Genomic DNA, 23,288 nt, shown 5'->3' with positions numbered 1-23,288 from the left:
CATCCTTCAAATCACTCCGGCGCGCAGCGCGTAGGCGACGGCGTGCGGACGGTTCCGCAGCTTGAGCCGGTTCGTCATTCCGTAGATCACGTTCTTCACGGTCCGCTCCGAGTAGCAGAGCTTGTTCGCGATTTCCGCGGTGTCCCAGCCCTCGGCCATCAGCCGCAGCACGTCGACCTCGCGCGGCGACAGGTTGGTGCGGTCGCCGCCCCGGCGCAGGGTCTCCGCCTGCTGCAGCAGGTCCCGCATCGAGGTCTCGCGCCCGGAGGCGGCGGCCACGATGCTGCGCACCAGCTGGTCGCCGCCGATCGCGTCGCGCGGCAGCACCGCGGCGACGTGCCAGGCGGCCAGCTCGGCGAGATCGTCGGCGTCCACGTATCCGGCGACGAACACGATGGCCGCGGGAGTCTCCGAGGCCGCGGCCCGCAGCGCCGCCTTCACCTCGCGGGTGACGCGGTTCGCGGCGAACACGAGCACCGCGGCTTCACCGCGCTGCTGGCCCGGCATCACCCGCACCTCGCGGCGCGTGCGCAGATGGTCGATGAGGCCCGCGAGGGTGATCGGGTCCGAAGCCCATGCCGCAACCTTGACCTGATTCATCGCTGCCTCCCCGGTGCAGAGCCTGTGCTTGTCGTGTGCCGGTCAGTGTGCCCACCGCGGCTTCACGAAATCTCTAGTCGGGACGCGCTCATTCTTCACAGCGTGAAGTTGGGCCCGCCGGTGGGGTTCCGTTACCGTCACGGAGACCTGTCCAGACCAGCAGAGGAAATGATGAAGGCGCACGCACGACCCCGCTGGAGCACCGCAGGAGCCGTCAGCGCTTTGACGCTCATATGTGCGCTTTCCGCGTGCTCCGGGGATCGTTCCGCTTCCGGAACAGCAACGCCCACCGCGCTCACCCCGCCGAGTGCGGGGAGCTCGCCGCAAGCCGCTCCACCTGCGTCAACCTCGCCGGCGCAGACTGTGCCGGGACGGGGGTCGTGTGCGTCGGCGGTGTCGGCGATGGATCCGCGGGCACGCGTGGCGCAACTGGTGGTGCCGGGCGTCAACGCGGGCGATCCGGCGGGCGTCGCGAACCTCGTGCGGACGCAGCAGGTCGGCGGGATCTTCGTGGGAGACAAAAAGACCACGCTGTTGCAAAATGGCGCGCTCGACGGGGTCCAGCGGGCGGCGAAGATCCCGGTTTCGGTCGCCGTCGACGAGGAGGGCGGCCGCGTGCAGCGCATCGACGACCTCGACGGCTCGCTCCCGAGCGCCCGGCAGCTGGCGGCCTCGAAGACGCCGGACGAGGTGCGCGCGATCGGCGAGCAGCGGGGCAAGCAACTGCGGGCACGCGGGGTGACCGTCGACTACGCACCGGACGCGGACGTGAGCGACGAACCCGACGACGCTGTGATCGGCGACCGTTCTTACAGCCCGGATCCGGAAAAGGTGCGGCAGTACGCACTGGCCTTCGCCGAGGGCCTGCGCGCGGCCGGGGTGCAGCCGGTGCTGAAGCATTTCCCCGGCCACGGCCACGGTTCGGGCGACTCGCACCGGGGCACCGTCGTCACGCCGCCGCTGGATCAGCTGCGCCGGGTCGATCTGGTGCCTTATCGCGACATCTCGGAATACGGCCAGGTCGCGGTGATGGTCGGGCATCTCGAGGTGCCTGGGCTGACCGGGGACGAGCCCGCGTCGCTGGCGCCTGAGGCGTATCGGTTGCTGCGCAACGAGTTCCACTTCACCGGGCCGGTGATCACCGATGACCTCGGCGGGATGAAGGCGATCACGGACCGGTTCGCGCTGCCGGACGCGGTGCTGAAGGCGTTGCAGGCGGGGGCGGATCAGGCGTTGTTCTCCTCCGGGCACAACGACGTGGGGGCGGTCGTGGACCGGCTCCAGCGGGCGGTGGAGAGCGGGGAACTGTCCGGGGCGCAGGTGGCGGCTTCGGTGGAGCGGGTGTTGGCGGCGAAGGGGTTTTGCCGTCCTTGACCTGGTGAGGGGGCTGGGTAGCGTCGGAGCGTGAAGCCGATTCTGCTGCTCGACGTGGACGGGCCGCTGAACCCGTTCGCGGCTGAGACTCCGCCGCTCGGCTACGTCGAGCACGAGTGGCGTGTTTCGCGCTGGCGGCGGAAAGCCGGGCGGCGGGCCTGGCTCAATCCGGCGCACGGTGCCGCGCTGCTGGCTCTCGCCGAGCGGACTGGCGCCGAGCTGGCGTGGGTGAGTTCGTGGGAAGACGAGGCCAACGCCACCGTCGGCCCAGCGCTCGGGCTGCCCGCGCTTCCCGTGGTCGGCGTGCGCGCCTACGAGCAGCACCCGGACTGGAAATACGGCGCGGTCGGCCGCTTCGCAGCGGGGCGGCCCTTGGCATGGCTCGACGACGACTTCGAGCTGTTCCCCAGCGCTCGGCAGCGGTTCCTCGAACGCCGAGGACACCTCGCGACCGCCCTGATCCCGGTCCACCCAGCCGAGGGCATCGGCCCGGACCACCTCGCCGCAGCGGAAACCGCCCTGCTGCAAGGCAAACCCGGACTCACTCCTGGATCTGAGCCAGCTCCGCAGCAGCGCTCACCGTCAGGGGATGGTCCTCCCCCAGCACCCTTCGGCACCTCGGCAGCAGGTCGTCCAGCACCTCAAGCGCCGCGGCCCGGTCGTCGAGGCGGAGGTGGATCCGCACCAGGTTTCCGGTAGTCCGCAAGGTGCCCAGTGCGTCCGGGCCCAGGGCGCGGCGGGTTCGGGCCAGGACGTCCTCCGTCTGGTCGCGGGCGCGTTCGTATTCGTTCAGCCCCATGTACGCCACGCAGAGGTTGCTCGCGACGATCAACGTCAGCGGATCCTCCTCGCCCAGGACGCGGCTCGCCCGGGGCAGCAGGTCGGCCAGCAGGTCGCGCGCCTCCGCGTGTTCGGTGGTGCCGATCAGGCATCCGGCCAGGCGGTTGGCGGCGGCGAGAGTGTCCGGGTGGTCCGCGCCCAGCGCCGTGGTCCATTCGGCGTGGATGAGCCGGCCCAGGGCGGCGCCGGGATGAGCTTGTCCGGAGACGAAGAGGTAGCGCAGCACTCGGATGAGCAGCGCGCGGCGCTCCGGCGGCTCGTGGCTTCGGAAGTCGCCCAAGGCGGCCGCCATTCGGATGGCGTTGGCGACGCGGCGGTATTCGGGCCACGATTCCTTCAGGTCGGGGTCCAGATCCACGGAGGCCGGCGCTTCCGCGAGCGGAGCCAGCACGGGGTAGGACGAAGGCTGGTCCCAGAGCGAAACGGGCGCACCTGACGCGGCGAGCAGGTTCGACGGGCACCCGCGTTCGTGGAAGAGATCGCAGCCGGAGCTGAGCACCGTATGCGAGCGGCCGGAGTAGAGCGCCGGCACCGGGTACGCGTGGAACGGCTCGCCGTGGTTGTCGATGACCGTGGTGCCGTGGCGGCCCGCGCAGGTCCAGTCCACTTCCAGCCGCCAGGCGACCTCGTGGGTGGTGGTGATCGGTTCGATCTCGAACTGCTCGACATCGGTGGCGCTGACGGTGAAGGGGAAGTCCGGGCCCTCCGCGACCAGCCGCGGCGACGGGGCGTCGAAGTCGGTCGTGAAGGGGCGCGGTTTCAGGTGCCCGCCGACCCGGACCACCAGGCACGCCGGGCGCGGCGGAGTTCGCGAGACGACCGCGATGCGCGCGGATTGCAGGACGACGGCTCGGTTCGTTCTGGCTTCCACCGTGATGACGTGGACCGTCCCGCCGGGCACGGCGACCTGCGGCGGATCGGTGTCGAGCACCAGGTCGGCCAAGGTTCCACCGGGTTTCAGGCGGACCGAGGCGATGAGCGGGTCGGCCAGGTCCGCCGGGCTGTCGCCCGACCGGCCGACGTTGATGTCGCCGTGCACCGCCCCGGCCATCACGACCTTGTCGAACTGGCCGCCGGTGATGCGGTTGACAGAGGACTCTTCCGCGTCCGTCACGGGAACGAGCCTAGCCGTTAACTCAATGAACGAAAGGTTCGTCCGGGGCCGATGCGGGGTGACTATTGTCGCGCTCGCCCGTCGATCGAGGAGGATCGGATGTCCGGACGTTTCCGTGCAGGCGTTGCCGTACTAGCGGCGGCGATCGGACTCGGGGTGCTCGCCGCCCCGGCATCGGCCGAAACGGCATCGCCGACGACCGGGTGCGGGCAGGCGGTCGCCCATCCCGGCGCCACGACCGTCGAGCATCTGACCTCCGGCGGGATCGATCGCGAGTACCGAATCTACGTGCCCGCGCGGTACGACTCGCACCGGCGGTACCCGGTCGTCCTCTCCTATCACGGGCACGGCCGCACGGCGGAGTACCAGGAACAACTGTCCGGCTTCTCCGGCTCGGACGTGATCGCGGTGTACCCGCAGGGCGTCACCGGCACCGACGGCAAATCCGCCTGGACCGGCGCGCCCTACTCGGCCCCGGTCGACGACGTCCGTTTCACCGGCGACCTGCTCACCTCGCTGCAGCACCGGATGTGCGTGGACCCGGCCCGGATCTACGCGGCGGGCAAATCGAACGGCGGCGGGTTCGTCGGCGTGCTGGCGTGCCGGATGGCCGACCGGATCGCCGCGTTCGCCCCCGTTTCCGGCGCGTTCTACCCCCAGGGCGGCGCCTGCCAGCCGAGCCGGAAGGTCGCGCTGCTCGACTTCCACGGTACCGCCGACACCACCATTCCCTATACCGGCAATCCGGCCAAGGGACTGCCGTCCATTCCGGACTGGTTGAACGGCTGGGCCGCCCGCGACCGGTGTTTCCCTTACCCCGTCTCGGTTTCTCCGGTGCGCAACGTGGTGAAGCAGTGGTGGCCCGGATGCTCGCTGGTGCATTACCGGATGGAAGGGGCCGGACACGTCTGGCCGAGCACTCGCCCGAACAACGACTCCGACACTCCTTCCGCGCTCGACGCCACCCCCGTCATCCTTAAGTTCTTCAAAGCACACCGCCTCGCCGGAGCCTGAATTTCCGCGCCGGGCGATCCCCGGGTGTGGCATCGTGACCGGGTGCACCTGCCATCCTCAGCTGACCAGATCCGGCGCTTCGAATGCCTCCGGATCACCGACATCGAGACCCGGGACTGGGTCAGCATCCCCGGGAAAGTGCTCGGCGTTTGGGACGGCGAGGACGCCGCCGCGACCGCCGAGCTCATCTCCGACCTGCCCGACGGGGAGTTGATGCGCTGCTTCCTGCCCCGCTACGGCGTTCGCGCGCACGGTGCCGAGGGGGTCTTGTTCGAGCTCGCCTTCTGCTTCCGCTGCAACGGTGTGCTGACCCTGCTGCCGGGCAGGGCAGAGCACGAGCTTGACCCGTTCGACGCGGAGTCCGCGCCCGCGCGCCGCCTGCTCGAGAAGTTCAAGGCCATCGACCCGAACCCCGCCGTACCTCGCGGCAGCCAGGCACCCCTCAGCTGACCCGTTCCGCCGGTTCCCGTTTCTTGGCGAGCATCCGGCGGAACCCTTCGGCGACCACCTTCGCGGTGTCCTTGCCGTTGTTGGCGGTGATCCGCTTGACCATCTCCGCGGACTCCGCGGCGATCGCCTCGCTGCGGGCGAACATCCGTTCCTCGTGCAGAGCCAGCGCGGTCTCGACGTCGTCGGGGTGCGCGGCCAGCAACTGGGCGAGGCCGGAACCGTCGAGCATGGCCAGGTTCGCGCCTTCGCCGTTCGGGCCGCGCAGGTGTGCGGCGTCGCCGATCAGCGTCACGCCCGGGGTCCGCTCCCAGCGGTGCACGCCCGGCAGCGTGTAGTGCCTGCGCAGGATCGGCGGGGTGTCGCCGCCGGAGATCAGCTCGCGGATTTCCGGGGCCCAGTCGGCGAACTCGGCCGCGATCCGGGCGAGCGCGTCCTGGGGCTCGAGGCCGTCGAGCGCGTCGAACCACTCCGCGGGCTTGTTGAGCATCGCGTAGGTGTGCAGGGCGTCGCGTTCGCGGTGCACCATGATGCGCCGGTCCGGGCCGGGCGAGCCCATCCCGCCGCCGCCCACGACTTCCGCGGCCGCCGGATGCCGGGTTTCGGCGTCGTAGAGGTAGGTCTCGACGAAGGCGAGGCCCATGTACTCCGGCACCGCGTCGGACAGCAGCGGGCGTACCCGCGACCACGCGCCGTCCGCGCCGACCAGCAGCTTCGCGACGACCGAACTCCCGTCGGCGAAGGAGACCTCGTGGCCGTCGGCGACCGTGCGTACGCCGCTGACCTTCCGGCCCCAGCGGACGGTGCCGTCGGGGAGCGAGTCGAGCAGCATCTGCCGCAGCTCGCCGCGCAGGAGTTCGGGGCGGCCGCCGGTGCCGTCGTCGGGGTGGTCCAGCAGGACGGTGCCGTCGGGATCGAGGATCCGCATCTGCTGGCGGCCTTCAAGGATCAGGCCGCGGAACTCGTCCATCAGGCCGGCCGCCTCGACGGCGAGCTGGCCGTTGTAGTCGTGAATGTCGAGCAGTCCGCCCTGGGACCGCGACATCGGCGACGGTTCGGCCTCGTAGACCTCGGCCGGAATCCCGTGCAGGTACAGGACCCGGGCCAGGGTCAGTCCGCCGAGGCCGGCGCCGATGATGGTGACTGGAGTCTGCATTGTTCTCCCCTGGTGAGCTGGTGACCTCCGAAGAGTGGCGGCCGTCGCTGGCACCGGCCGCACACTTCGCTGGCAGTCCGCTGCCAGGCGCTGACAGCTGGTCAGGGTCTGGGATCCGAGACAGAATCGTCCGGCGGCTACTTGGCCGGAAGAGCGCGCTGACGTTGAGTTCGTCCAGCGCATTCACCGAAGAACCGCAGGAGGGGCACGTGGCGGCCACACTGGAGCGACGCTCGATCGACCCGGTCCCGGAGTCCGAGCGGCACGGGCACCCGCGCAGCCTCTTCACCCTGTGGTTCGCCGCGAACACCCAGATCACGTCGGCGGTCACCGGCGCGCTGACCGTGCTGGTCGGCGTGCATCCGCTGTGGGCGATCGTCGCGGTCGTGGCGGGCAACGCGCTCGGCGGCATTCCGATGGCGCTGCACGCCGCGCAGGGGCCGAAGCTCGGCATTCCGCAGATGATCCAGTCGCGGGCGCAGTTCGGGGTATACGGTGCGGCGCTCCCGCTGGTGCTGGTCGTGGTGATGTACCTCGGCTACTTCGCGAGCGGTTCGCTGCTCGGCGGCCAGGCCGTCGCCCAGATCACGCACCTGCCGACGGACGCCGCGATCGCGGTCTACGCACTCGCCTCGGCGCTGATCGCGATCGTCGGATACCGGCTGATCCACCGGTTCGGCTGGCTCGCGTCCGCGCTATCCGTAATCGTCTTCCTCTACCTGACGATCCGGCTGATCAGCGGGCACGACCTCGGCGCCGTGCTCGCCGCGCCGCACCTGGACTTCCCTAAGTTCCTCCTCGCGGTCTCCCTGACCGCGTCGTGGCAGCTCACCTTCGGCCCGTACGTCGCCGACACCTCGCGATACCTGCCGTCGGCGACGTCGGTACGCGCGACGTTCTGGTGGACCTACGGCGGCACGGTGCTCGGCGCGGTGTGGGCGATGTCGTTCGGTGCGCTGGCCTACGCGATTGCCGGGAAGGCGTTCAAAGGCCATGAAGTCGCGTACGTCGTCGGCCTCGGCGGTGAAGCGCTGCTCATCCCCTTGCTGCTGGCCATCGCGCTCGGCAAGTTCACGGTGAACGTGCTGAACATCTACGGCGGCTACATGACCGTCGCGACCGCACTGACCGGTTTCGGCCGCCGCGCCGCGCTCTCCCAGGCGACGCGGATCGGCTACATCGCAGGCGTCGGCGTGGTCGGCGCGGTGATCGCCATCCTCGGCCGCGGGCAGTTCCTGTCGAACTTCGTGCTGTTCCTGGACTTTCTGTTGTACTTCCTGACGCCGTGGAGCTCGATCAACCTGGTCGACTTCTATCTGCTGCGCAAGGAAAAGTACGACCTCGACGCGCTCTACGACCCGAACGGCCGCTACGGTCGCTGGGCCTGGCCCGCACTGGCCGCGTACGTGCTCGGTATCGCGGTGCAGATCCCGTTCGCCAACGTCGAAGGCATTTTCGTCGGGCCGATCGCTCCGTTGCTTGGCGGTGCGGACATCTCGTGGTTGCTCGGGCTCATCGTGCCTGGCGCGTTGTACGTGGCGTTCATGCGCCGGTCGGTCGCACTTCGAGTGTGACTGTCCGGGCTGAGTCCGCGCCTTGATCCGCGCTGGAGACGGCGAACGCGGTCAACGGCAGCCCGCTCTCCGCGGCCAGTACCCGGGCCGCGGAGGACGCGCGTGCCAAGGAGACCGTCGAACCGCCGCTTGCTGGGCCGCCGGGGACTGCGACGCCGTGGCCGATCACGGTGACGCGAATGGACTGTCCCTTGAGGACAGGAGCCCAATCGGTCAACGCCGTTCGCCCGGCTGCGTTCGGAGTTGTCGCGTTAGGACTGAACAGGCTGCGGTCGAAGCTGACGGTGACCGCGTCGGAACCGGCCTTTGTGGACACACCTGGTGCGGCCAGCATTTGCGCTAGCTGCTTCAACCTCTCCTGCCGTTCCTTCGCGGCGGTGGCATCGCGGGATTCCTGGCCGTGGAGACGATCCAGCTCTGCGCGGAGACCGTCGTCCGACTTGGCCGCGGTGGCGACCGAAGGAGGCGGCTGTCGCGTAGTCAAAACCACCCCACCCGCGATCGCGCCGCCGATCAGCACCACCGCACCGGCGGTCAGCAGATATCGCCGAACCGGCCGCCGCCGCAAGCGTCCAGAGTGGACTTTCGCGATCACCCGACGTCCTGCTTCGGCGGCGGAATTGTCCGGTTGCAACGCCAGGACGGCCGCCCACGCCGCGTCCGCCGCCGCTAGATCGCCGGACTGTGCGTGCACGCGAGCCAGCAGATCGAGCCGCGCAGGATCGCCTGCCGAATCCGGTTCCAGGAGTGCGACGGCGGCCTCGTAATCGCCGCGTCGGGCGAGGTCGGCTCCTTCGGCGAGGACGAGTTCCCGTTCCAGTGCCTGCGAAAGCCCGCTCATCACCGCTCCCCGCGCAGAATGCCGCCGCCTGGCTGGCCTGGCCGGTCGTCGGGGAGCAGACGGCGCAACCGGCGGTTGACGTCCGGAAGCGCGGCCCAGTTTGACGTCGCGACCACGTGCTCGCCCTCCCGGATCAGCTCCCGCGCGCGAGCCGGGTCGGACATCGTGTCGCGCGCGGCCCGCAGTGCGTTGAACACCTCCAGGTCCAGCGAACCGTCTCGGCGCAGCAACAGCACTTGCAGGTCCAGCGCTCGCTCGGACAGCCGCTCGCCCGCCTCGACGTCGTGCGATTCGGCGATGGTCGCGTACCGGCGCTCGATCTCGGCCAGTTCGGTCCGGTCCTCGTCCGCGCCGACCCGGTCGACCAGCTCGCGGCAGTGGTCGATCTGGTCCCGCAGCCGTTCCAGCACCTCGGGTACGCGCAGCTCCGCCTCGATGTCGTCGAGATCCGCCTGCACGTCGCGCATCCGCCGTTCCGCGGCGACCGCGGCCCCCTCATCGGTGCCGCCGGAGCGCACCTCGTCCCGGACCGCCGCGACGCTCCCCTGTTCGTCCAGCCGGTTCAGCAGCCCGCGCGCCCGGTCCGACCGCGTCCCCTCGACCTGCGTCCGCACCTGCTCGTGCCGTGCTTCCAGCTCGTTCAGCAGCCGCCGCAGCGTCTGCGGATCCGGCACGTGCTGCTGTTTGAGGTCGATGACCGCCTCGAACTCGTTGTCCAGCAACGGCACCTCGGCCACCACGGACACCTGCCGTGAATCGTCCATCTCGAAAGTCATCACGACCTCGCTGCCGCGCGGCAGGTCGAACCGTACGTCTTTGGCGCGGATTTCGATGACGCCCACCTGCTGGTTCCGCTCGCCGCGGCGACGTTCGCCCTCCGCGACCGGAATCCGGATCACCGAGGACGTGTTGCCGCGCAACAGTGTCGCCGTGGTGAAGAACGTCTGCCGTTTCGCGGCCGGCAGCGGCGCGTTCTTCATCAGCATCGGGGTGAAGGAACCATCAGCCTCAGTCAGGCCGACCGTGTTGACCACGGTCTGGCCCATCATTTCGTTGAGCTGGTGGGTGATCGTGAGCGAGTCCGGCTGCACCGGAACGCGCGCGCCGGTCGGGTCGAGCAGTTCGATTTCGAACCGGTTCGTGCTCAGCTCGTCGAGCACCGCGTCAACGGTGAAAGTGCCGTCAGCGGAAAGCGAAACCTCGGACGTCCGGTAGACCGGCCTGCGCTGCGGTGCGCTCAGCGCGATCCGGAACCGCGACCAGTCCGCCGAACCGTCCGTCGAGCAGCGGCCGGACACAGGCACACTCGGCAGGCTGGTGGTGGCCGGATAGGACAGTTCCAGCGAGTATTCGCCGCGTTTCGCCGGGCGTACCGTCCTCGGGCGCGCCACAGTTCCGGCGTATGCGGCGGCACCACGCGCCACCACCGTGCTCGGGTCCTGACTGTGATCGAGCGGAATGCCGAGCCCGACCGACGGATCAGCCAGCAGCTCGCGCAACCCAGGCGCGAGCGTCGGTCCGCCGACCAACAGCAACCGGTCGATGTCCGCCGGGCGCAGGTTTGCCGACTCCAGTGCGGTCCGGCACAACTGCACGGCACGGAGATAAAACGGCCGCGCAACCTGATCGACTTCCTCGCGGCGCAGGGTGTACTCGAACATCTCCTCCTGCCCGTCGCCCCGGTCGAGGTCAAGCAGCACCTGAGTCTGTTCCGCTTGGGAGAGCTGGATTTTCGCGGTCTCGGCGGTACTGCGCAGCCGGGCGAAGTTCCGCCGCCAGCGCGGGTTGTCCCGGCGGAAATCGGTGAGCCCGAGTTGTCGCACCACCTCCGGAGCCAGCACGTGGTCCAGCACGGCTTGGTCGATGTTGCGTCCGCCGAGGTGCGTGTCGCCCGCGTGGTGCAGCACGCTCAATTCTCCCTCGGCAGTGCTGACGACCGCGGAGTCGAACGTGCCGCCGCCGAAGTCGAACACCATCCAGTGCGCGCCTTTGCTTTCGTTCTGGAACCCGAACGCGAACGCCGCCGCGGTCGGTTCCTGCAGCAGCGGGCAATTCCCGGTGAACCCGGCCAGTTTCGCCGCTTCCTGCGTCGCCTCGGTCTGATTCAGCAGGAATGCGGCGGGCACGGTGATCACCGCCGCGTCCGGCATTTCCCGCGGAGCAACGGAACTGCGCAGCGACCGCAGCACTTCCGCGGACAGTTCCACCGGCGTCATGCTGACCCCGGCCTTCGGGAATTCCCGCCGCACGTCCGGCAATCCCATCGACTGCTTGAATTCGACCTGCACACTGTCCGGGTCGTCCTCGAGCCTGCGCCGCGCCCCCGCCCCGACCTCGATCACGCCGCGCCGGCGGCACCAGACCGCGGAGGGCGTGTAATCCATCTGCATGTTGTTCTTGATCACCGACACCGCACCGTCGTCGAGCACCGCGATCGCGCTGTTCGTGGTGCCGAGGTCGATCCCGAAATCGATCGTGTCACGCATCCGTTTCCCCGTTCCCCCGGGCGGCCGGGCGCCCGACGATGACCTGTCCCATTTGGATCCGGCGGCCGGTCAGGTAAATCGACGGCCGCACGGTCTCCACCACCCGCTCGACATCCAGGTCCGGTTCGTCCTGGAACAACAGCACCTCGAGCGCCATCCCGGAGCCGAACGGGATCCGGTCGTGGTCCTGCACCAGCACACCCGCCGCGTCGAGCGCGTCCTGACTCGCGCTGAGGAACCGGCCCGCCTGCCGCGCCACGCGGTCCTCGGCCCCGGCGAGCTTCCGCCGTGCCCGCCACAACGCCGTCGCCGCCTCGGCCAAGTCCGATTCGGACAGTGGCGGCGCGTCGTCCTTAGTGGTCAATACCGCGGCGAGCTGGTCAAGCAATTCCCGCAACCGAGCGCGTTCTTCTGACTGGAGGCCAGGTTCGGCGATCCGGAATTCCTTGTGCTGCTTGCGTTGCCGCGCTTCTTCGCCCCGACGGTCTCGCATCACAATCTCCTCCGCAGCCGAACGAACGGGGCGACGTACAACAGCGCCGCCGCCACGGCGACAGCCAGCCAATACGGCAGCTCAACCGGACTGAGCGCCAGGTAAACCACGAAGTCCAGCCCCAGCAGAGCCGGGTACCGGCCCGGCTCGATCCACGGCCGGGCCGCGAGGAGGCAATTCGTCAACGCCCCGGCAACCGCGCCGAGAAAGATGACCGCCAGCAGCGCGCCTTCCGGAAGCTTCAAAGCCAGGAACACTGATGCCGCCAACGCGTGCAGCAACGCCCCGAAAATCCGCGCCGCCGACGGTTCCCGCTCCGGCGGCGGAGCTGGCGCGTACACCGTGGCAGCGAACTCGTTGCGAGCCACGGCTTCCAACGTCTCCGGATCGAGGCTGTATCGCCGGGCGACCGCGAACACGTCCCGGATCAGGCTCGCGGACGCGCCGCGCACCTCCGCGAGGGCAACCCCGATGTTGTTCGCCACCACCGCGATCGACTCCGAAAGCGAGGCTGTGCGCCGGAATTCCGCCCGCGGGACCACCTCTTCGAGCCGGTCGAACAGCGGCTCGACCTCTTTGACGGCCCGCTCCGCGGCGGCCTGCACCCGATTGCCGTCCAGGTCGCCGCGAAGGTCTTTGAGCAATGCCTCGACCCGCCGGTACGTCCCGTCGGCAATAGTCGCCCGCGCGTCCTCGACCGCGTGCCGATCAGCCTCGAACAACGCGAGATACCCGGTGAACCGCTGCGGCTCAGCCGACCTCGCGGCTACTTCGATCAACGGTGCGAGCAACGCGTCCGGCAACGCCGTCCGCAGCCCGTCCACAGTGGATTCGTCAAGCCGTCGATCGCCCAGCTTCTCGACGCGGTGGTTCAGATGCCGCCAGAAGGATTCGCTCCGCAGCACCACCGTCCAGCAACGGGCGGCTTCGGTCCACAAAGGAGCCGGGTGGTCGTCGGTGCGGTCGGCCTCCGCGTCGAGGGCTGCCGCGTACGCAGCGACCGCGTTGTCGTGCGCGCGGTGGAGCTGGAGCGGGCATTCGCAGTCGACTGGCATGCCCCAGATCCAGAAGACCTCGTCGACGAACCGGTGTTCGGTGTTGCCGAGCGCGTCGAAGGCAGCCCGCACCTCGTCGACGGTCGCGTCCGCGGGCACCCCGTCCGGCACCGCGCCGCCGACTTCGAGCACCCCTAGAACTCGAAGTCGCCGCTCCCGCACCTCGCGCCGGGTCGCGACCGCGGTGAGGCCGACGAGCCGGAACGGGTTGCGCCGGTACAGCTCGGGGGTCGACACCTCCCGCACCCGCGCCGCGGCGGTCCGGCCGCGCCCCTCGTTCGCTCCCATGCCCGGGAAGGTAAAACGACCCGGCTGGGAGGGGTCCCGGAAGAACCGGGCTAGCTGGACCCGCTCGACTCCCGGACGACCAGCGACACCGGCAGGATCTGCGCACCCGGCGCGACGTCCTCGCCGTCCAGCAGCCGCATCAGCGTCGAGACCATCGCGTGGACCTGCTCGCGCGGATCCTGATGCACCGAGGTCAACGGCGGGGTCATGGCCGGAGCCAGCGCGGCGTTGTCGTCGAAGCTGACCACCGCGACGTCGCCGGGCACGTCGCGTCCGGCATCCGACAGCGTGCGCAACGCGCCCACCGCCATCATGTCGCTGCCGACGAACACCGCGTCGAGATCGGGCACCCGCTCCAGCAGCGTGGCCATCGCTTTCGCGCCGCCAGCCAGAGTGAAGTCGGCTTCTTCGACCAGCCCGGACGGGTCGATCCCGGCGTCCACGAGCGTCTTGCGCCAGCCGGCGAGCCGGTCGATCGGCGCGCCCTGATCCTGCGGACCCGCGATAGTCGCGATCCGGCGACGGCCGGACTCCACCAGGTGCGTCACCGCCTGCCGGGCGCCGCCCTCGTTGTCGAAATCCACTAGGTGCACGCCCCGGCGCAGATCGGCAGCCGGTCCGCCGAACACCGTGGGCAGCTTCAGCAACCGCAACGCCCGGGGCAGCGGATCCGCACGGTGCGGAGCGAAGACGAGCACGCCGTCGACGTGTCCGCCCTCGAGAAACCGCACAGTCCGGCCGAGATCCTCCCGAGTGTCGCTGAAGAGCAGCACCATCTGACAGCCGACGTCGGCCAGTTCCCGGTAGCCCGCGCGCATCACCGCGGTCCGGTACGGGTCGTCGAGCAGTCGTGCTTCCGGCTCCGAGAGCACCACCGCGATCGCGCCGGTCCGCCGGGTGACGAGCGAGCGAGCCGCCTGGTTCGGCGAATACCCGAGGTCACGCGCCGCGGCCAGCACCTTTTCGCGCGAGCGCGCGCTGACGTACGCGTCGTCGTTCAGCGCCCGCGACGCGGTGGACCGCGAGACCCCGGCGAACGCCGCGACGTCCTCCAGCGTCGGCCGCTCGTCCTCGGACCGAGGCGCCACTCCGCCCACCCCCTGACTGTCGATCGGGTCAGCTTAACGGGGTCCGCCCGGGAGCGCTCCCGGAGACTCTGGCCTTGACATCCCCCGTTACCTGCAACACACTCGTTCGGCATCTGGGAGCGCTCCCAGAACGACTTCCAAGGGGTTGACGACGGTGACAACGTTCCGGAAGGGCCTGGTGCTGGCACTGGGCATCACGATGACCGCGGTGAGCGCCGCGGCGTGCGGCGGTGGCGGCGGCGACGTGCCCGCGGCGGCCGGGCCGAACGAGCACGTGGACCTGACGCTCGCGACGTTCACGGAGTTCGGCTACGAGGCGCTCATCCCGGAGTACGAGCGGCTGCACCCGAACATCAAGATCACCCACCGCAAGACCGGCCAGGGCGGGCCGTACGCCCAGGACATGATGACGAAACTCGCGGCGGGCTCGGGACTGGCCGACGTGCAGGCCGTCGAGGAAGGCCACCTGTCGGACATCCTCAGCAAGTCCTCGAAGTTCAACGACCTGAGCCAGATCGGGCCGTCGGGCGTTTCGCCGGACCGGTGGCTTTCGTGGAAATACGACGCGGGCAAAGACAAGAACGGCAAGCTCATCGGCTACGGCACGGACATCGGCCCGCTCGCCATGTGCTACCGCAAGGACCTGCTCGCCGCGGCCGGGCTGCCCAGCGACCCGCAGGCGGTGAAACCGCTGTTCGCCACCTGGGACAGCTATTTCGCGGCCGGCGCGCAGTACACCGCCAAGACCGGCAAGGCGTGGTTCGATTCGGCGGCGCAGAACTTCAACTCCATGGTCAACCAGCTGCCGGTCGGCTATCTCGACACCAACGACAAGCTCACCGTGGAGAACAACCAGGGCATCAAGGACGCCTGGGCAAAGGTGACCGACGCGGTCGCGAAAGGCGAATCGGCGAAGCTCACCGCGTTCAGCAACGAATGGAATTCCGGGTTCAAGCAGAGCGCGTTCGCGACAAAAGCCTGCCCGGCGTGGATGCTCGGGGTGATCAAGGAACAGGCCGGGCCGGACAACGCGGGCAAATGGGCGGTCACCGCGGCGTTTCCCGGCGGAGGCGGCAACTGGGGCGGCTCGTATCTGACCGTGCCGAAGCAGAGCAAGCACCCGCGGGAAGCCGCTGAACTGGCCGCCTGGCTCACCGCGCCGGAGCAGCAGATCAAGGCGTTCGAGGCCAAGGGCAACTTCCCGAGCCAGGCGAAGGCGCTGGAAAGCCCGCAGCTGCTGAACGCCACCGACGCGTACTTCGGCGGCGCGAAGATCGGTGAACTGTTCGCCGAGCAGGCGAAGAAGGTGGCGAAACCGCAGTACAAGGGCCCGAACGACGGTCAGATCCAGGAAAACGTCGCCAGCCCGGCACTGCAATCGGTGGAACAAGGAGCCTCGGCCGCGGACGGCTGGCAGCGGCTGGTCGACGGCGCGAAGAAACTCGCCCGCTGACGATGACAGTCATCGACAAGGTCGCTCCGGAAAGCCGGGCCGCGCCGCGGCCCGGCCTCCGCGACCGGCTGGCGCGCTGGGATGTCAAGGTCTCGCCTTATCTCTACGTGGCACCGTTCTTTATCGTGTTCGCCATCGTGGGCATGTTCCCGTTGCTGTACACGGCTTACGTGTCGCTGTTTCATTGGGAGGCCGGCGACGACAATCCCGATTTCATCGGACTGGACAACTTCAAGGAACTCTTCACCGATGCGCAGTTCTGGCACGCACTGGAAAACACGGTCAGCATCTTCCTGCTGTCCAGCGTGCCCCAGCTGATCATCGCGGTGCTGCTCGCCGCGGTGCTCAGTCTCCGGTTGCGCGGCGCGACCGGCTGGCGGGTCGGCATCCTGCTGCCCTACGCGGCGAGCCTGGTCGCGCTGGGGATCATTTTCGCGAACCTTTTCGGGCCGCGCTACGGTCTCGTCAACGGCGTGCTCCAGACGTTCGGGCTGTCCCCGGTGGACTGGCAGGCCAATCGGTTCGCCAGCCATGTCGCCATCGCGATCATGGTGAACTGGCGGTGGACCGGGTACAACGCGCTGATCGTTCTCGCTGCCATGCAAGCGATTCCGAAGGAATTGCACGAGGCCGCGCTGATCGACGGCGCGGGCACCGTGCGCCGGTTCACCCACGTGACGCTGCCGCTGCTCAAACCCACGCTGATCTTCGTCACCATCACCTCGACGATCGGCGGGCTGCAGATCTTCACCGAGCCCAAGCTGTTCGACGCGATGCCCGGGTCGAACAACGGCGGCTCCACGCATCAGTTCCAGACGGTGACGCTGTATCTGTACCAAAGCGCTTTCGAGAACTTCAATCTCGGCTACGCGTCCGCGATCGCCTGGGTGCTTTTCCTGATCATCATCGTGATCGCGCTCGTCAACTACTTCGTCACCGGACGGCTCGCGGGGAGGCGAAAATGACCGGGCTCGGCAAACCGCGCAGGGCGACCTACGGCGTGCTGATCGTGTTCGTGCTCGGCTCGCTCTTCCCGTTCTACTGGTCGTTTCTCGTCGCCAGCCGCGACAACGGAATGCTCACCGAACGGATCCCGCCGCTGCTGCCGGGCGGCAACTTCTTCGCCAACGCGGCGCGGGTGTTCGACACCGTGCCGTTCTGGCGGGCGCTGGCCAACAGCGTCATTGTGTCCGGCACGGTCACGCTCACCACGGTGTTGTTCTCGTCGCTGGCCGGGTTCGCCTTCGCCAAACTGCGCTTCCGCGGCCGCAACGGCTTGTTCGTATTCATCGTGGTGACGCTCGCGGTGCCGACCCAGCTCGGCATCATCCCGTTGTTCATCGCGATGTCGAAACTCGGCTGGGCGGGCGGACTGCAGTCGGTGATCGTGCCGAACCTGGTCACCGCGTTCGGCGTGTTCTGGATGCGGCAGTACACAGTGGACGCTCTGCCGTACGAACTGATCGAGGCCGCGCGCATGGACGGCTGCAGCATGATCCGGGTCTTCTGGAACGTGTGCCTGCCCGCGGTCCGCCCGGCCGCGGCGATCCTCGCGATGTTCACGTTCATGACGTCCTGGAACGATTTCCTGTGGCCGCTGGTGGTGCTCGACGCGGGCAATCCGACCGTGCAGGTGGCGCTGGAGAAACTGCAAAGCGGTTACTACGTCGACTATTCACTGGTGCTCGCGGGCACCACGCTGGCCACGATTCCGATCCTCATCGTCTTCCTCCTGCTCGGCCGCCAGATCGTGGCCGGGATCATGCAAGGCGCCGTGAAAGGGTGACCATGTCCGCACAGCCGATCCCCGACGTGCTCGCGTTCCCGGACGCGTTCGTCTGGGGCGCCGCCACGGCGGCCTTCCAGGTCGAAGGATCGACCACAGTGGACGGACGCGAGACGTCCGTCTGGGATACCTTCGCCGCGCGCCCGGGCGCGGTGGCCCGCGGCGACACCGGCGACCCGGCGGCCGACCATTACCGCCGCTACGCCGACGACGTGGCGCTGATGCAGTCGCTCGGGCTCACCGCGTACCGGTTTTCCCTGTCCTGGCCGAGAATCCTCCCGCACGGCACGCCGGAGCCGCGCGGACTGGACTTCTACGACCGGCTCGTGGACCGGCTGCTGGCCGCGGGCATCCAGCCGTGGGCGACGCTGTATCACTGGGATCTTCCGCAATCGCTGGAGGATCGAGGCGGCTGGACCACACGCGACACCGCGTACCGGTTCGCTGAATACGCCGAGGTCATCGCGGCCCGGCTCGGCGACCGGGTGGCCAGCTGGTCGACGCTCAACGAACCGTGGTGCGCGGCGATGCTCGGCTACGGTTCCGGCGTTCACGCGCCCGGCCGGACGTCCCCGGAAGCTGCTGTGGCGGCGGCGCATCACCTGCTGCTGGCGCACGGGCTGGCGATGGACGTGCTCCGGCAGCACACGAGCTCCCCGTCCGGGATCACGCTGAACCTGTACCCGGTCGTCGCGGACTCATCCGACGATGCCGACGCCGACGCCGCCCGGCGGATCGACGGACTGCAGAACCGGTTGTACCTCGACCCGTTGCTGCGCGGCGGCTACCCCGCTGACCTGCGCGAAGACCTGGCCCGGTTCGGCTTCGACGCCGTGGTGCAGGACGGCGACGAGGCGGTGCTCGGCAAGCCGATCGACTGGCTTGGCGTGAACTACTACCGCGGCTACCGGGTGGCCGGATCGGCGCGGCCGGGAAGCATCCCGGCGGGCCGGGAGTGGCCGGGAGCCGACCAGGTGCACTTCGTCCCGGACCCGGCCGCGCCGCGCACGGATTCCGGCTGGGAGGTGCGTCCCGGCGGGCTGGCCGAATCCCTGCTGCAAGTGCATCGGGACTATCCGCCGGTGCCGTTGTACGTCACGGAGAACGGCGCGGCGTATCCAGACCCGATCCGCGACGGCGAGGTCACCGACGACGACCGCATCGCTTTCCTCGACGCACATCTGCGGGCCGCACACGACGCACTGGCCCACGGAGTTGATCTCCGCGGGTACTTCTACTGGTCGCTGCTGGACAACTTCGAATGGGCCGAGGGGTACGCGAAACGCTTCGGCCTCGTGCACGTCGACTACCGCACTCAGCAGCGCACGCCGAAGCGCAGCGCACGGTGGTACGCGGAGGTGATCGCGCGCAACGCGTTGCGGTGACCTACTCCCGGGTTCACTAGCACCGCCGGGAAAGACTTTCTCTTCGGGTTTCGCGTCACGGGTTCCGGGCGCGGCCGTCGGACCAGTGCCGGGGCCGCCCCGAACGGCCCCGCGAGCGGAGACTGGAGTGTCCGATGACGGTGCGAAGCCGGGTGACCGACGAGGTCACCACGTGGCTGACCGGGGAATTCGCGGGCCGGGTGCCCGCCGAGGCGATCAAGGTGGTGGTGCGGGCGGCGGGCCGGGACCTCGACGGCAGGGTCGTCCCCGATGAGCACGGCGACCTGCTCTACCGCGTGGCGCGGGCCCGGCTGGTGCGGATGCTCTCCGCGCCGGACGAGCCGCACATCCCGCGTTCTCGCCGGTAAGGCGTTTGTTCCCCGGATCCGCACGGGTCCGGGGAACAGCTGTGTCCGGGCCCTTCGGTGGCCCGAGGTAACCGAGCGCGCGCCGACCGTGTTCGACGCGCGCCGGGGGCTGCTACGAGCCCGGCACCCGGCTGCTCAGCGGCGCGTGCGAACGCTCCGGCGGCCACCAGACCTGCGCGGGCGGCGGGGGAACGTCGTCGTCTGGAAGTTCGAGTGCGTCCGCGCCGCTCTGCCAGCGGTTCCAATGCACGGAGCACAGTCCGCGCCACAAGGAATCCTCCGTGCAGTCCCGCCGGCGACACCTGCGTACCTGCTGCCCGCTATCAATCACGTCCACGACTCCAAACCGCGCTCAACCTCCCCGCCGGCTCCAGTCTGCCTCGGCTCCGGCGGGAACGCCCCGTACTCGCGCCAACACAACCCTTGTGCAGCAACGGAACGAGAGATCTCACCCTACTCCAGGCACCTGCGCGCGCGCCGCGCGACCACAGTGCACTCTTTCAGCGGTTGACGCGTTCGCCGCCCGGCCTCAACGGTGAATCTCCTGTGCTGCAACGGAGAGTGCGCGCCCGACGGCGCACGGTAGGTATGTCCACAATGGATGATCAACGCCGCGGATGCTGAGCGTCGTACTCGTGCGCGGCGGTGCGCTGGGTGCGGGTGCGCAGAAGCTGCTCGTCCGGGGACTCGTCCACATCGGCCAGTCCGAGCGCGACCGCGCGGCGGATCTGCTCGCGGTTGTCGCGGACGACGGAGGAGAAGAAGTCGTCGATGCGCGGGTCCAGAAGGACTTCCAGCAGGACCCGGAAGGACGTGTCGACGGTGGCGCGGACGATCTCGTCGTGGAACGGCAGCCTGCGCAGTCTGCCCAACTGCGGGTCCTCGGAGATCTTTTCGGTGATGATGGCGCGGAGTTCGGTCTTGTTTTCGCTCAGGGACTTCGCGAGGTTCTCCGGGTAGTTCCCGGTTTCCAGCACCTTGACCACCTCGTCGAGGACGGCGATGGTGACGGGTTTTTTGATGGCGCGGACTATGGGCTCGGAGAGTTTGTCCACCAGGCGGTAGGTGAACTGCTCCCCCACCGCGCGGTCGGCGCCCCTTCCCAGGCGGATGATCAGCAGGATTACGCCGATGACGTGATGATTCGCGGTGAAGACCGGGTGGGCGACCGGGATCATCGCGAAGATTTCGTACCAGGTGCGGGCCAGGAAGGCGGCGCGCCAGCCTTGTTTGCGCCAGCGGTGGAGGAGTTCAAGGAAGAAGATGCCGCAGATGATGCAGTCGGCGAGGAAGAACCACTGGCTGATGTTGGGCGGGGGCGGGCCGATGAGGAGCCAGGCCAGCATGCCGGTGGAGACGACTGCCAGGGCGAGCATGATCCAGTCGTCGGCCCGGACGTTGCCGGGGAGGACGCCGCTGTTGAGTTCGGCTTGGGCCGGACGGCCGGTGGTCATGCTGGCTCCCTGGTGCTGGGGTGTTGCTGGGGGTGATGATTCCATGGGTCTTGGGTTGGGGCAGGGAGCGTGGGGGCGTTTTCGACTGCTCGTGCTTCGCACATCGCTCGATCTGTAGTGCGGTGGGGCACCCCGAAGCTTGATTGTGCTGACGGTCTGGGGTGGCTTGTCAAGGCGAGAAAGATGCCTTGACAAGCCACCCCAGACCGCAGGAGAGCTTCGTATCGGGGTGCGGGGGTGGTGTGGGTGCACCGACAGTTGCGTACACCGGCGGCGGTTTGCTTGGGGTGGAGGCTTGCGCCCCAATGTGGCATTGGGTGCATGCGACGCACCCAATGTGGCGTTCGGTGCATCTGACGCACCCAATGCCACATTGGGGCGGCATCCCGAGCAGGCGCGAGGCTGGGAGGCAGGCGAGCGGAGGGTCGTGAGGGGAACCCTCACGGAATCAGATTCCCTCAGGGCGACCCTCACGTACGCCAAAAGCCGTGAAGGGCTCCTTCAGGGAATCTAAGTCCCTCAAGGAGCCCCTCACGGACCGGCCGCGGGGAATCAGCGGCTGTGAGGGTGGCCCTCACGGAACGCTACGGAACCGGTTCACCTTCGAGTTCGGGGCCGGACATCTTGACACCAAACACCCGGTACAGCAGGCTTTTCTCACGCCGCCTAGTTAGGAAAGTTTACTAACAAGGAGACCCCGAAAATGCCCGCTTCCCGGAAGGTGGCGTTGTTCGCCGCCGCTTCCGTTTCGCTTACTGCTGCGTTGGCTGGTGCTGGGCCTGCCACTGCGGCGTCCGTCGCGCGTCCGTTTCCGGCGCACGTCACCTATCAGACTGGTGTTCGGCCTTCCGTCAGTCAGGCTGAGCAGGACAGCGCGGTCAAGAGACAGTACGACTCCTGGAAGAAAACTTACCTCCGCCAGGCTTGCGGCGGTTACCTCGTCTGGGCGACCGACGACGCGCCCAACAAGGGCACGGTTTCCGAGGCCCAGGGCTACGGGATGAACATCGTCCCGTTGATGGCGGGCTACGACGACCAGGCCAAGACGATTTTCGACGGGATGTGGAAGTTCGTCCAGGACCACCGGGACAGCAAGGGGCTCTTCCAGTGGGTGATCGACGGCAAGACCTGCAAGTACGCCGACGACGGCACCCCTGACTCGGCCACCGACGGCGATCTCGACGTCGGCTACGGGCTGATTCTCGCGGACAAGCAGTGGGGCGGCTACAGCACCGCCGCCAAGGACTGGCTTGCCAAGATTTACAAGTACGACGTCGCGTCTGACGGGCATCTCAAGATCGCCGACGACGCGGGCAACGACGACACCCGGCCCTCCGACTTCATGCTCGACCACCTGCGGGCGTTCGCGAAATACGACACCGCGCACGACTGGAACAAGGTCGTCACCCGGACCGAGCAGCTGATCACCCAGTTCACCAGCAAGTACTCGCCGAACGCGAATCTGCTGTCCGACTTCGTGGTCGGTGCGAACACCAACAGTCCGAAGCCCGCGCCTGCGGATCATCTGGAGAACCAGCCGGACAACATCGTCGGCTACAACTCCGTTCGGGTGCCTTGGCACATGGGCACCGACGCGCTGCTGTACGGCGGCAAGGTCGCGACCGAGGTCGCCAAGAAGGAATCGGCCAGCTACAAGAGCCACTCCGGCGCCAACCCGGCCAAGATTTATCCGCACACCAAATTGGACGGGACGCCGACCAAAACCAGTGACCAGTCCGAGGTCGCGGCGAATCCGGTGGGGGTCGCGGCGATGGTCGCGGGCGACCAGGCGTGGGCCGATTCGCTGTGGAAATACATGGCGGGCAACCCGTACGACGACACTTACTACGGCGAGACCATCAAACTGCTGGTCTACCTGGTGATGTCCGGCAACTACTGGGCCCCGTGACCCCAGCCGCCCGTACGGACGTCAACCGGCGGCGTCCGTACGGGTGGGCGGGCATTTACCGCCCGGGGTGGTCAGCAGTTCGAAGTGCCACATCTCGTTCGCGTACACCTGGCACAGGCCGTATTTCGCGCCGTGCTGGATGAGCCAGTCGTCGGCCCGGGTGGGGGCGACGTCGACCGCCTTGCCGGACACGTGCGTCGATTGTTCCGGCGTGTTCACATACTTCCGCGCCTTCTCCAGGCTGCCGTACTTTTCGATGCCCGCGTCGAGCAGTTTCTGCTGGTACTCCTTCGTCCGCCAGCCCGACGCGATCTGAATGTCCACATTGCGGCGACGCGCGTCCGTTGCCGCCTCCTGCAACGCTTTCCGCAACGCCGGATCGAGATTTCCGACGGCCGGGTAACTCGTGTCGGACGGCCTCAGCGTGACGCCTTCGGGAGCACCGCCTTGAGCCGGGTCGTGGTCCGGATCGCCGTCGAGCACCGGGAGGCCGGAGCACCCGGCGACGACGATCGCGGGCAGCACGAGCAGCACGATTTTGATCTTGTTCCGCAGCACGCCGC

The 23,288-nt window shown here is 68.4% G+C and carries 20 protein-coding genes and 1 pseudogene; 11 read left to right on the top strand and 10 right to left on the bottom strand.

What is annotated here, in order from left to right; genetic code table 11:
- Nucleotides 1-6: 6 nt before the first annotated feature.
- Nucleotides 7-600, bottom strand: coding sequence for a helix-turn-helix transcriptional regulator (locus DMP23_RS40395; RefSeq protein ID WP_037816773.1), 594 nt, complete (start codon nucleotides 598-600; stop codon nucleotides 7-9).
- 402 nt (nucleotides 601-1,002) lie between these two features.
- Here DMP23_RS40395 and DMP23_RS40390 point away from each other — a divergent pair, with 402 nt between their 5' ends.
- Both DMP23_RS40390 and DMP23_RS40385 read left to right on the top strand, forming a co-directional pair.
- A complete protein-coding gene (locus DMP23_RS40390) occupies nucleotides 1,003-1,974 on the top strand; it encodes a glycoside hydrolase family 3 N-terminal domain-containing protein (protein WP_043828051.1) in 972 nt (323 codons plus the stop codon).
- A gap of 30 nt (nucleotides 1,975-2,004) precedes the next feature.
- A pseudogene (locus DMP23_RS40385) lies at nucleotides 2,005-2,448 on the top strand (HAD domain-containing protein); the annotation flags it as partial.
- Between the two features lie 67 nt (nucleotides 2,449-2,515).
- On the opposite strand, the gene DMP23_RS40380 reads toward DMP23_RS40385, so the two are convergent.
- The gene (locus DMP23_RS40380; protein WP_337824118.1) at nucleotides 2,516-3,928 is read right to left on the bottom strand and encodes a tetratricopeptide repeat protein; all 1,413 of its coding nucleotides are present in this window, start codon (nucleotides 3,926-3,928) and stop codon (nucleotides 2,516-2,518) included.
- A 99-nt stretch (nucleotides 3,929-4,027) separates the two neighbouring features.
- On the opposite strand from DMP23_RS40380, the gene DMP23_RS40375 reads away from it, so the two are divergent.
- Nucleotides 4,028-4,942, top strand: coding sequence for an alpha/beta hydrolase family esterase (locus tag DMP23_RS40375; protein ID WP_337824117.1), 915 nt, complete (start codon nucleotides 4,028-4,030; stop codon nucleotides 4,940-4,942).
- A 42-nt stretch (nucleotides 4,943-4,984) separates the two neighbouring features.
- Entirely contained in the window at nucleotides 4,985-5,392 is a 408-nt protein-coding gene (locus tag DMP23_RS40370; protein WP_275292723.1) for a hypothetical protein, read from the top strand.
- Here DMP23_RS40370 and DMP23_RS40365 read toward each other — a convergent pair.
- Nucleotides 5,385-6,545 carry an FAD-dependent oxidoreductase gene (locus DMP23_RS40365; protein WP_337824116.1) on the bottom strand — a complete coding sequence of 387 codons (1,161 nt, stop codon included), beginning with the start codon at nucleotides 6,543-6,545 and terminating at the stop codon, nucleotides 5,385-5,387. The genes DMP23_RS40370 and DMP23_RS40365 overlap by 8 nt on opposite strands.
- Nucleotides 6,546-6,754: 209 nt before the next feature.
- On the opposite strand from DMP23_RS40365, the gene DMP23_RS40360 reads away from it, so the two are divergent.
- Entirely contained in the window at nucleotides 6,755-8,119 is a 1,365-nt protein-coding gene (locus DMP23_RS40360; RefSeq protein ID WP_134667455.1) for a purine-cytosine permease family protein, read from the top strand.
- Here DMP23_RS40360 and DMP23_RS40355 read toward each other — a convergent pair.
- From DMP23_RS40355 to DMP23_RS40335, 5 genes are read right to left on the bottom strand one after another with little or no spacing between them, the layout of a single operon-like run.
- Complete coding sequence (locus DMP23_RS40355) at nucleotides 8,088-8,960, bottom strand: hypothetical protein (RefSeq protein ID WP_337824115.1); 873 nt, start codon at nucleotides 8,958-8,960, stop codon at nucleotides 8,088-8,090. The genes DMP23_RS40360 and DMP23_RS40355 overlap by 32 nt on opposite strands.
- Nucleotides 8,960-11,446: an Hsp70 family protein gene (locus DMP23_RS40350; protein ID WP_337824114.1), complete on the bottom strand. Its 2,487-nt coding sequence runs from the start codon at nucleotides 11,444-11,446 to the stop codon at nucleotides 8,960-8,962. Before DMP23_RS40350 ends, DMP23_RS40355 begins: the two co-directional genes overlap by 1 nt.
- Nucleotides 11,439-11,939 (bottom strand): hypothetical protein, encoded by a 501-nt coding sequence (locus tag DMP23_RS40345; RefSeq protein WP_337824113.1) that lies wholly within the window; start codon nucleotides 11,937-11,939, stop codon nucleotides 11,439-11,441. Before DMP23_RS40345 ends, DMP23_RS40350 begins: the two co-directional genes overlap by 8 nt.
- Nucleotides 11,939-13,282 (bottom strand): hypothetical protein, encoded by a 1,344-nt coding sequence (locus DMP23_RS40340; protein ID WP_337824112.1) that lies wholly within the window; start codon nucleotides 13,280-13,282, stop codon nucleotides 11,939-11,941. Before DMP23_RS40340 ends, DMP23_RS40345 begins: the two co-directional genes overlap by 1 nt.
- 50 nt (nucleotides 13,283-13,332) lie before the next feature.
- Complete coding sequence (locus DMP23_RS40335; RefSeq protein ID WP_337824111.1) at nucleotides 13,333-14,370, bottom strand: LacI family DNA-binding transcriptional regulator; 1,038 nt, start codon at nucleotides 14,368-14,370, stop codon at nucleotides 13,333-13,335.
- A gap of 199 nt (nucleotides 14,371-14,569) precedes the next feature.
- Between DMP23_RS40335 and DMP23_RS40330 the strand changes: the two genes are divergently transcribed.
- The 5 genes from DMP23_RS40330 to DMP23_RS40310 all read left to right on the top strand — a co-directional run bounded on the left by DMP23_RS40330 (nucleotide 14,570) and on the right by DMP23_RS40310 (nucleotide 19,362).
- A complete protein-coding gene (locus tag DMP23_RS40330; protein ID WP_443111367.1) occupies nucleotides 14,570-15,823 on the top strand; it encodes an ABC transporter substrate-binding protein in 1,254 nt (417 codons plus the stop codon).
- Nucleotides 15,824-15,825: 2 nt separating this feature from the next.
- Nucleotides 15,826-16,788, top strand: coding sequence for a carbohydrate ABC transporter permease (locus tag DMP23_RS40325; protein ID WP_337824110.1), 963 nt, complete (start codon nucleotides 15,826-15,828; stop codon nucleotides 16,786-16,788).
- Nucleotides 16,785-17,609, top strand: a complete 825-nt coding sequence (locus DMP23_RS40320; RefSeq protein ID WP_134667461.1) for a carbohydrate ABC transporter permease — start codon at nucleotides 16,785-16,787, stop codon at nucleotides 17,607-17,609. Before DMP23_RS40325 ends, DMP23_RS40320 begins: the two co-directional genes overlap by 4 nt.
- Nucleotides 17,610-17,611: 2 nt before the next feature.
- Nucleotides 17,612-18,994 carry a GH1 family beta-glucosidase gene (locus DMP23_RS40315; protein ID WP_337824109.1) on the top strand — a complete coding sequence of 461 codons (1,383 nt, stop codon included), beginning with the start codon at nucleotides 17,612-17,614 and terminating at the stop codon, nucleotides 18,992-18,994.
- 134 nt (nucleotides 18,995-19,128) lie between these two features.
- Nucleotides 19,129-19,362, top strand: a complete 234-nt coding sequence (locus DMP23_RS40310; RefSeq protein WP_134667463.1) for a hypothetical protein — start codon at nucleotides 19,129-19,131, stop codon at nucleotides 19,360-19,362.
- A gap of 605 nt (nucleotides 19,363-19,967) precedes the next feature.
- On the opposite strand, the gene DMP23_RS40305 is transcribed toward DMP23_RS40310, so the two are convergent.
- Entirely contained in the window at nucleotides 19,968-20,816 is an 849-nt protein-coding gene (locus tag DMP23_RS40305) for an ion transporter (protein WP_337824108.1), read from the bottom strand.
- 703 nt (nucleotides 20,817-21,519) lie between these two features.
- Here DMP23_RS40305 and DMP23_RS40300 point away from each other — a divergent pair.
- Complete coding sequence (locus DMP23_RS40300) at nucleotides 21,520-22,725, top strand: glycosyl hydrolase family 8 (RefSeq protein WP_337824107.1); 1,206 nt, start codon at nucleotides 21,520-21,522, stop codon at nucleotides 22,723-22,725.
- 21 nt (nucleotides 22,726-22,746) lie between these two features.
- On the opposite strand, the gene DMP23_RS40295 is transcribed toward DMP23_RS40300, so the two are convergent.
- Nucleotides 22,747-23,283 (bottom strand): D-alanyl-D-alanine carboxypeptidase family protein, encoded by a 537-nt coding sequence (locus tag DMP23_RS40295; protein ID WP_051171630.1) that lies wholly within the window; start codon nucleotides 23,281-23,283, stop codon nucleotides 22,747-22,749.
- Nucleotides 23,284-23,288 lie beyond the last annotated feature (5 nt).

The organism is Amycolatopsis sp. A1MSW2902 (genome assembly GCF_017312175.1).
Lineage (GTDB): Bacteria > Actinomycetota > Actinomycetes > Mycobacteriales > Pseudonocardiaceae > Amycolatopsis > Amycolatopsis nivea.
Note: the sequence above shows the minus strand (reverse complement) of the source record. Positions and strands in the feature narration are given on the sequence as shown.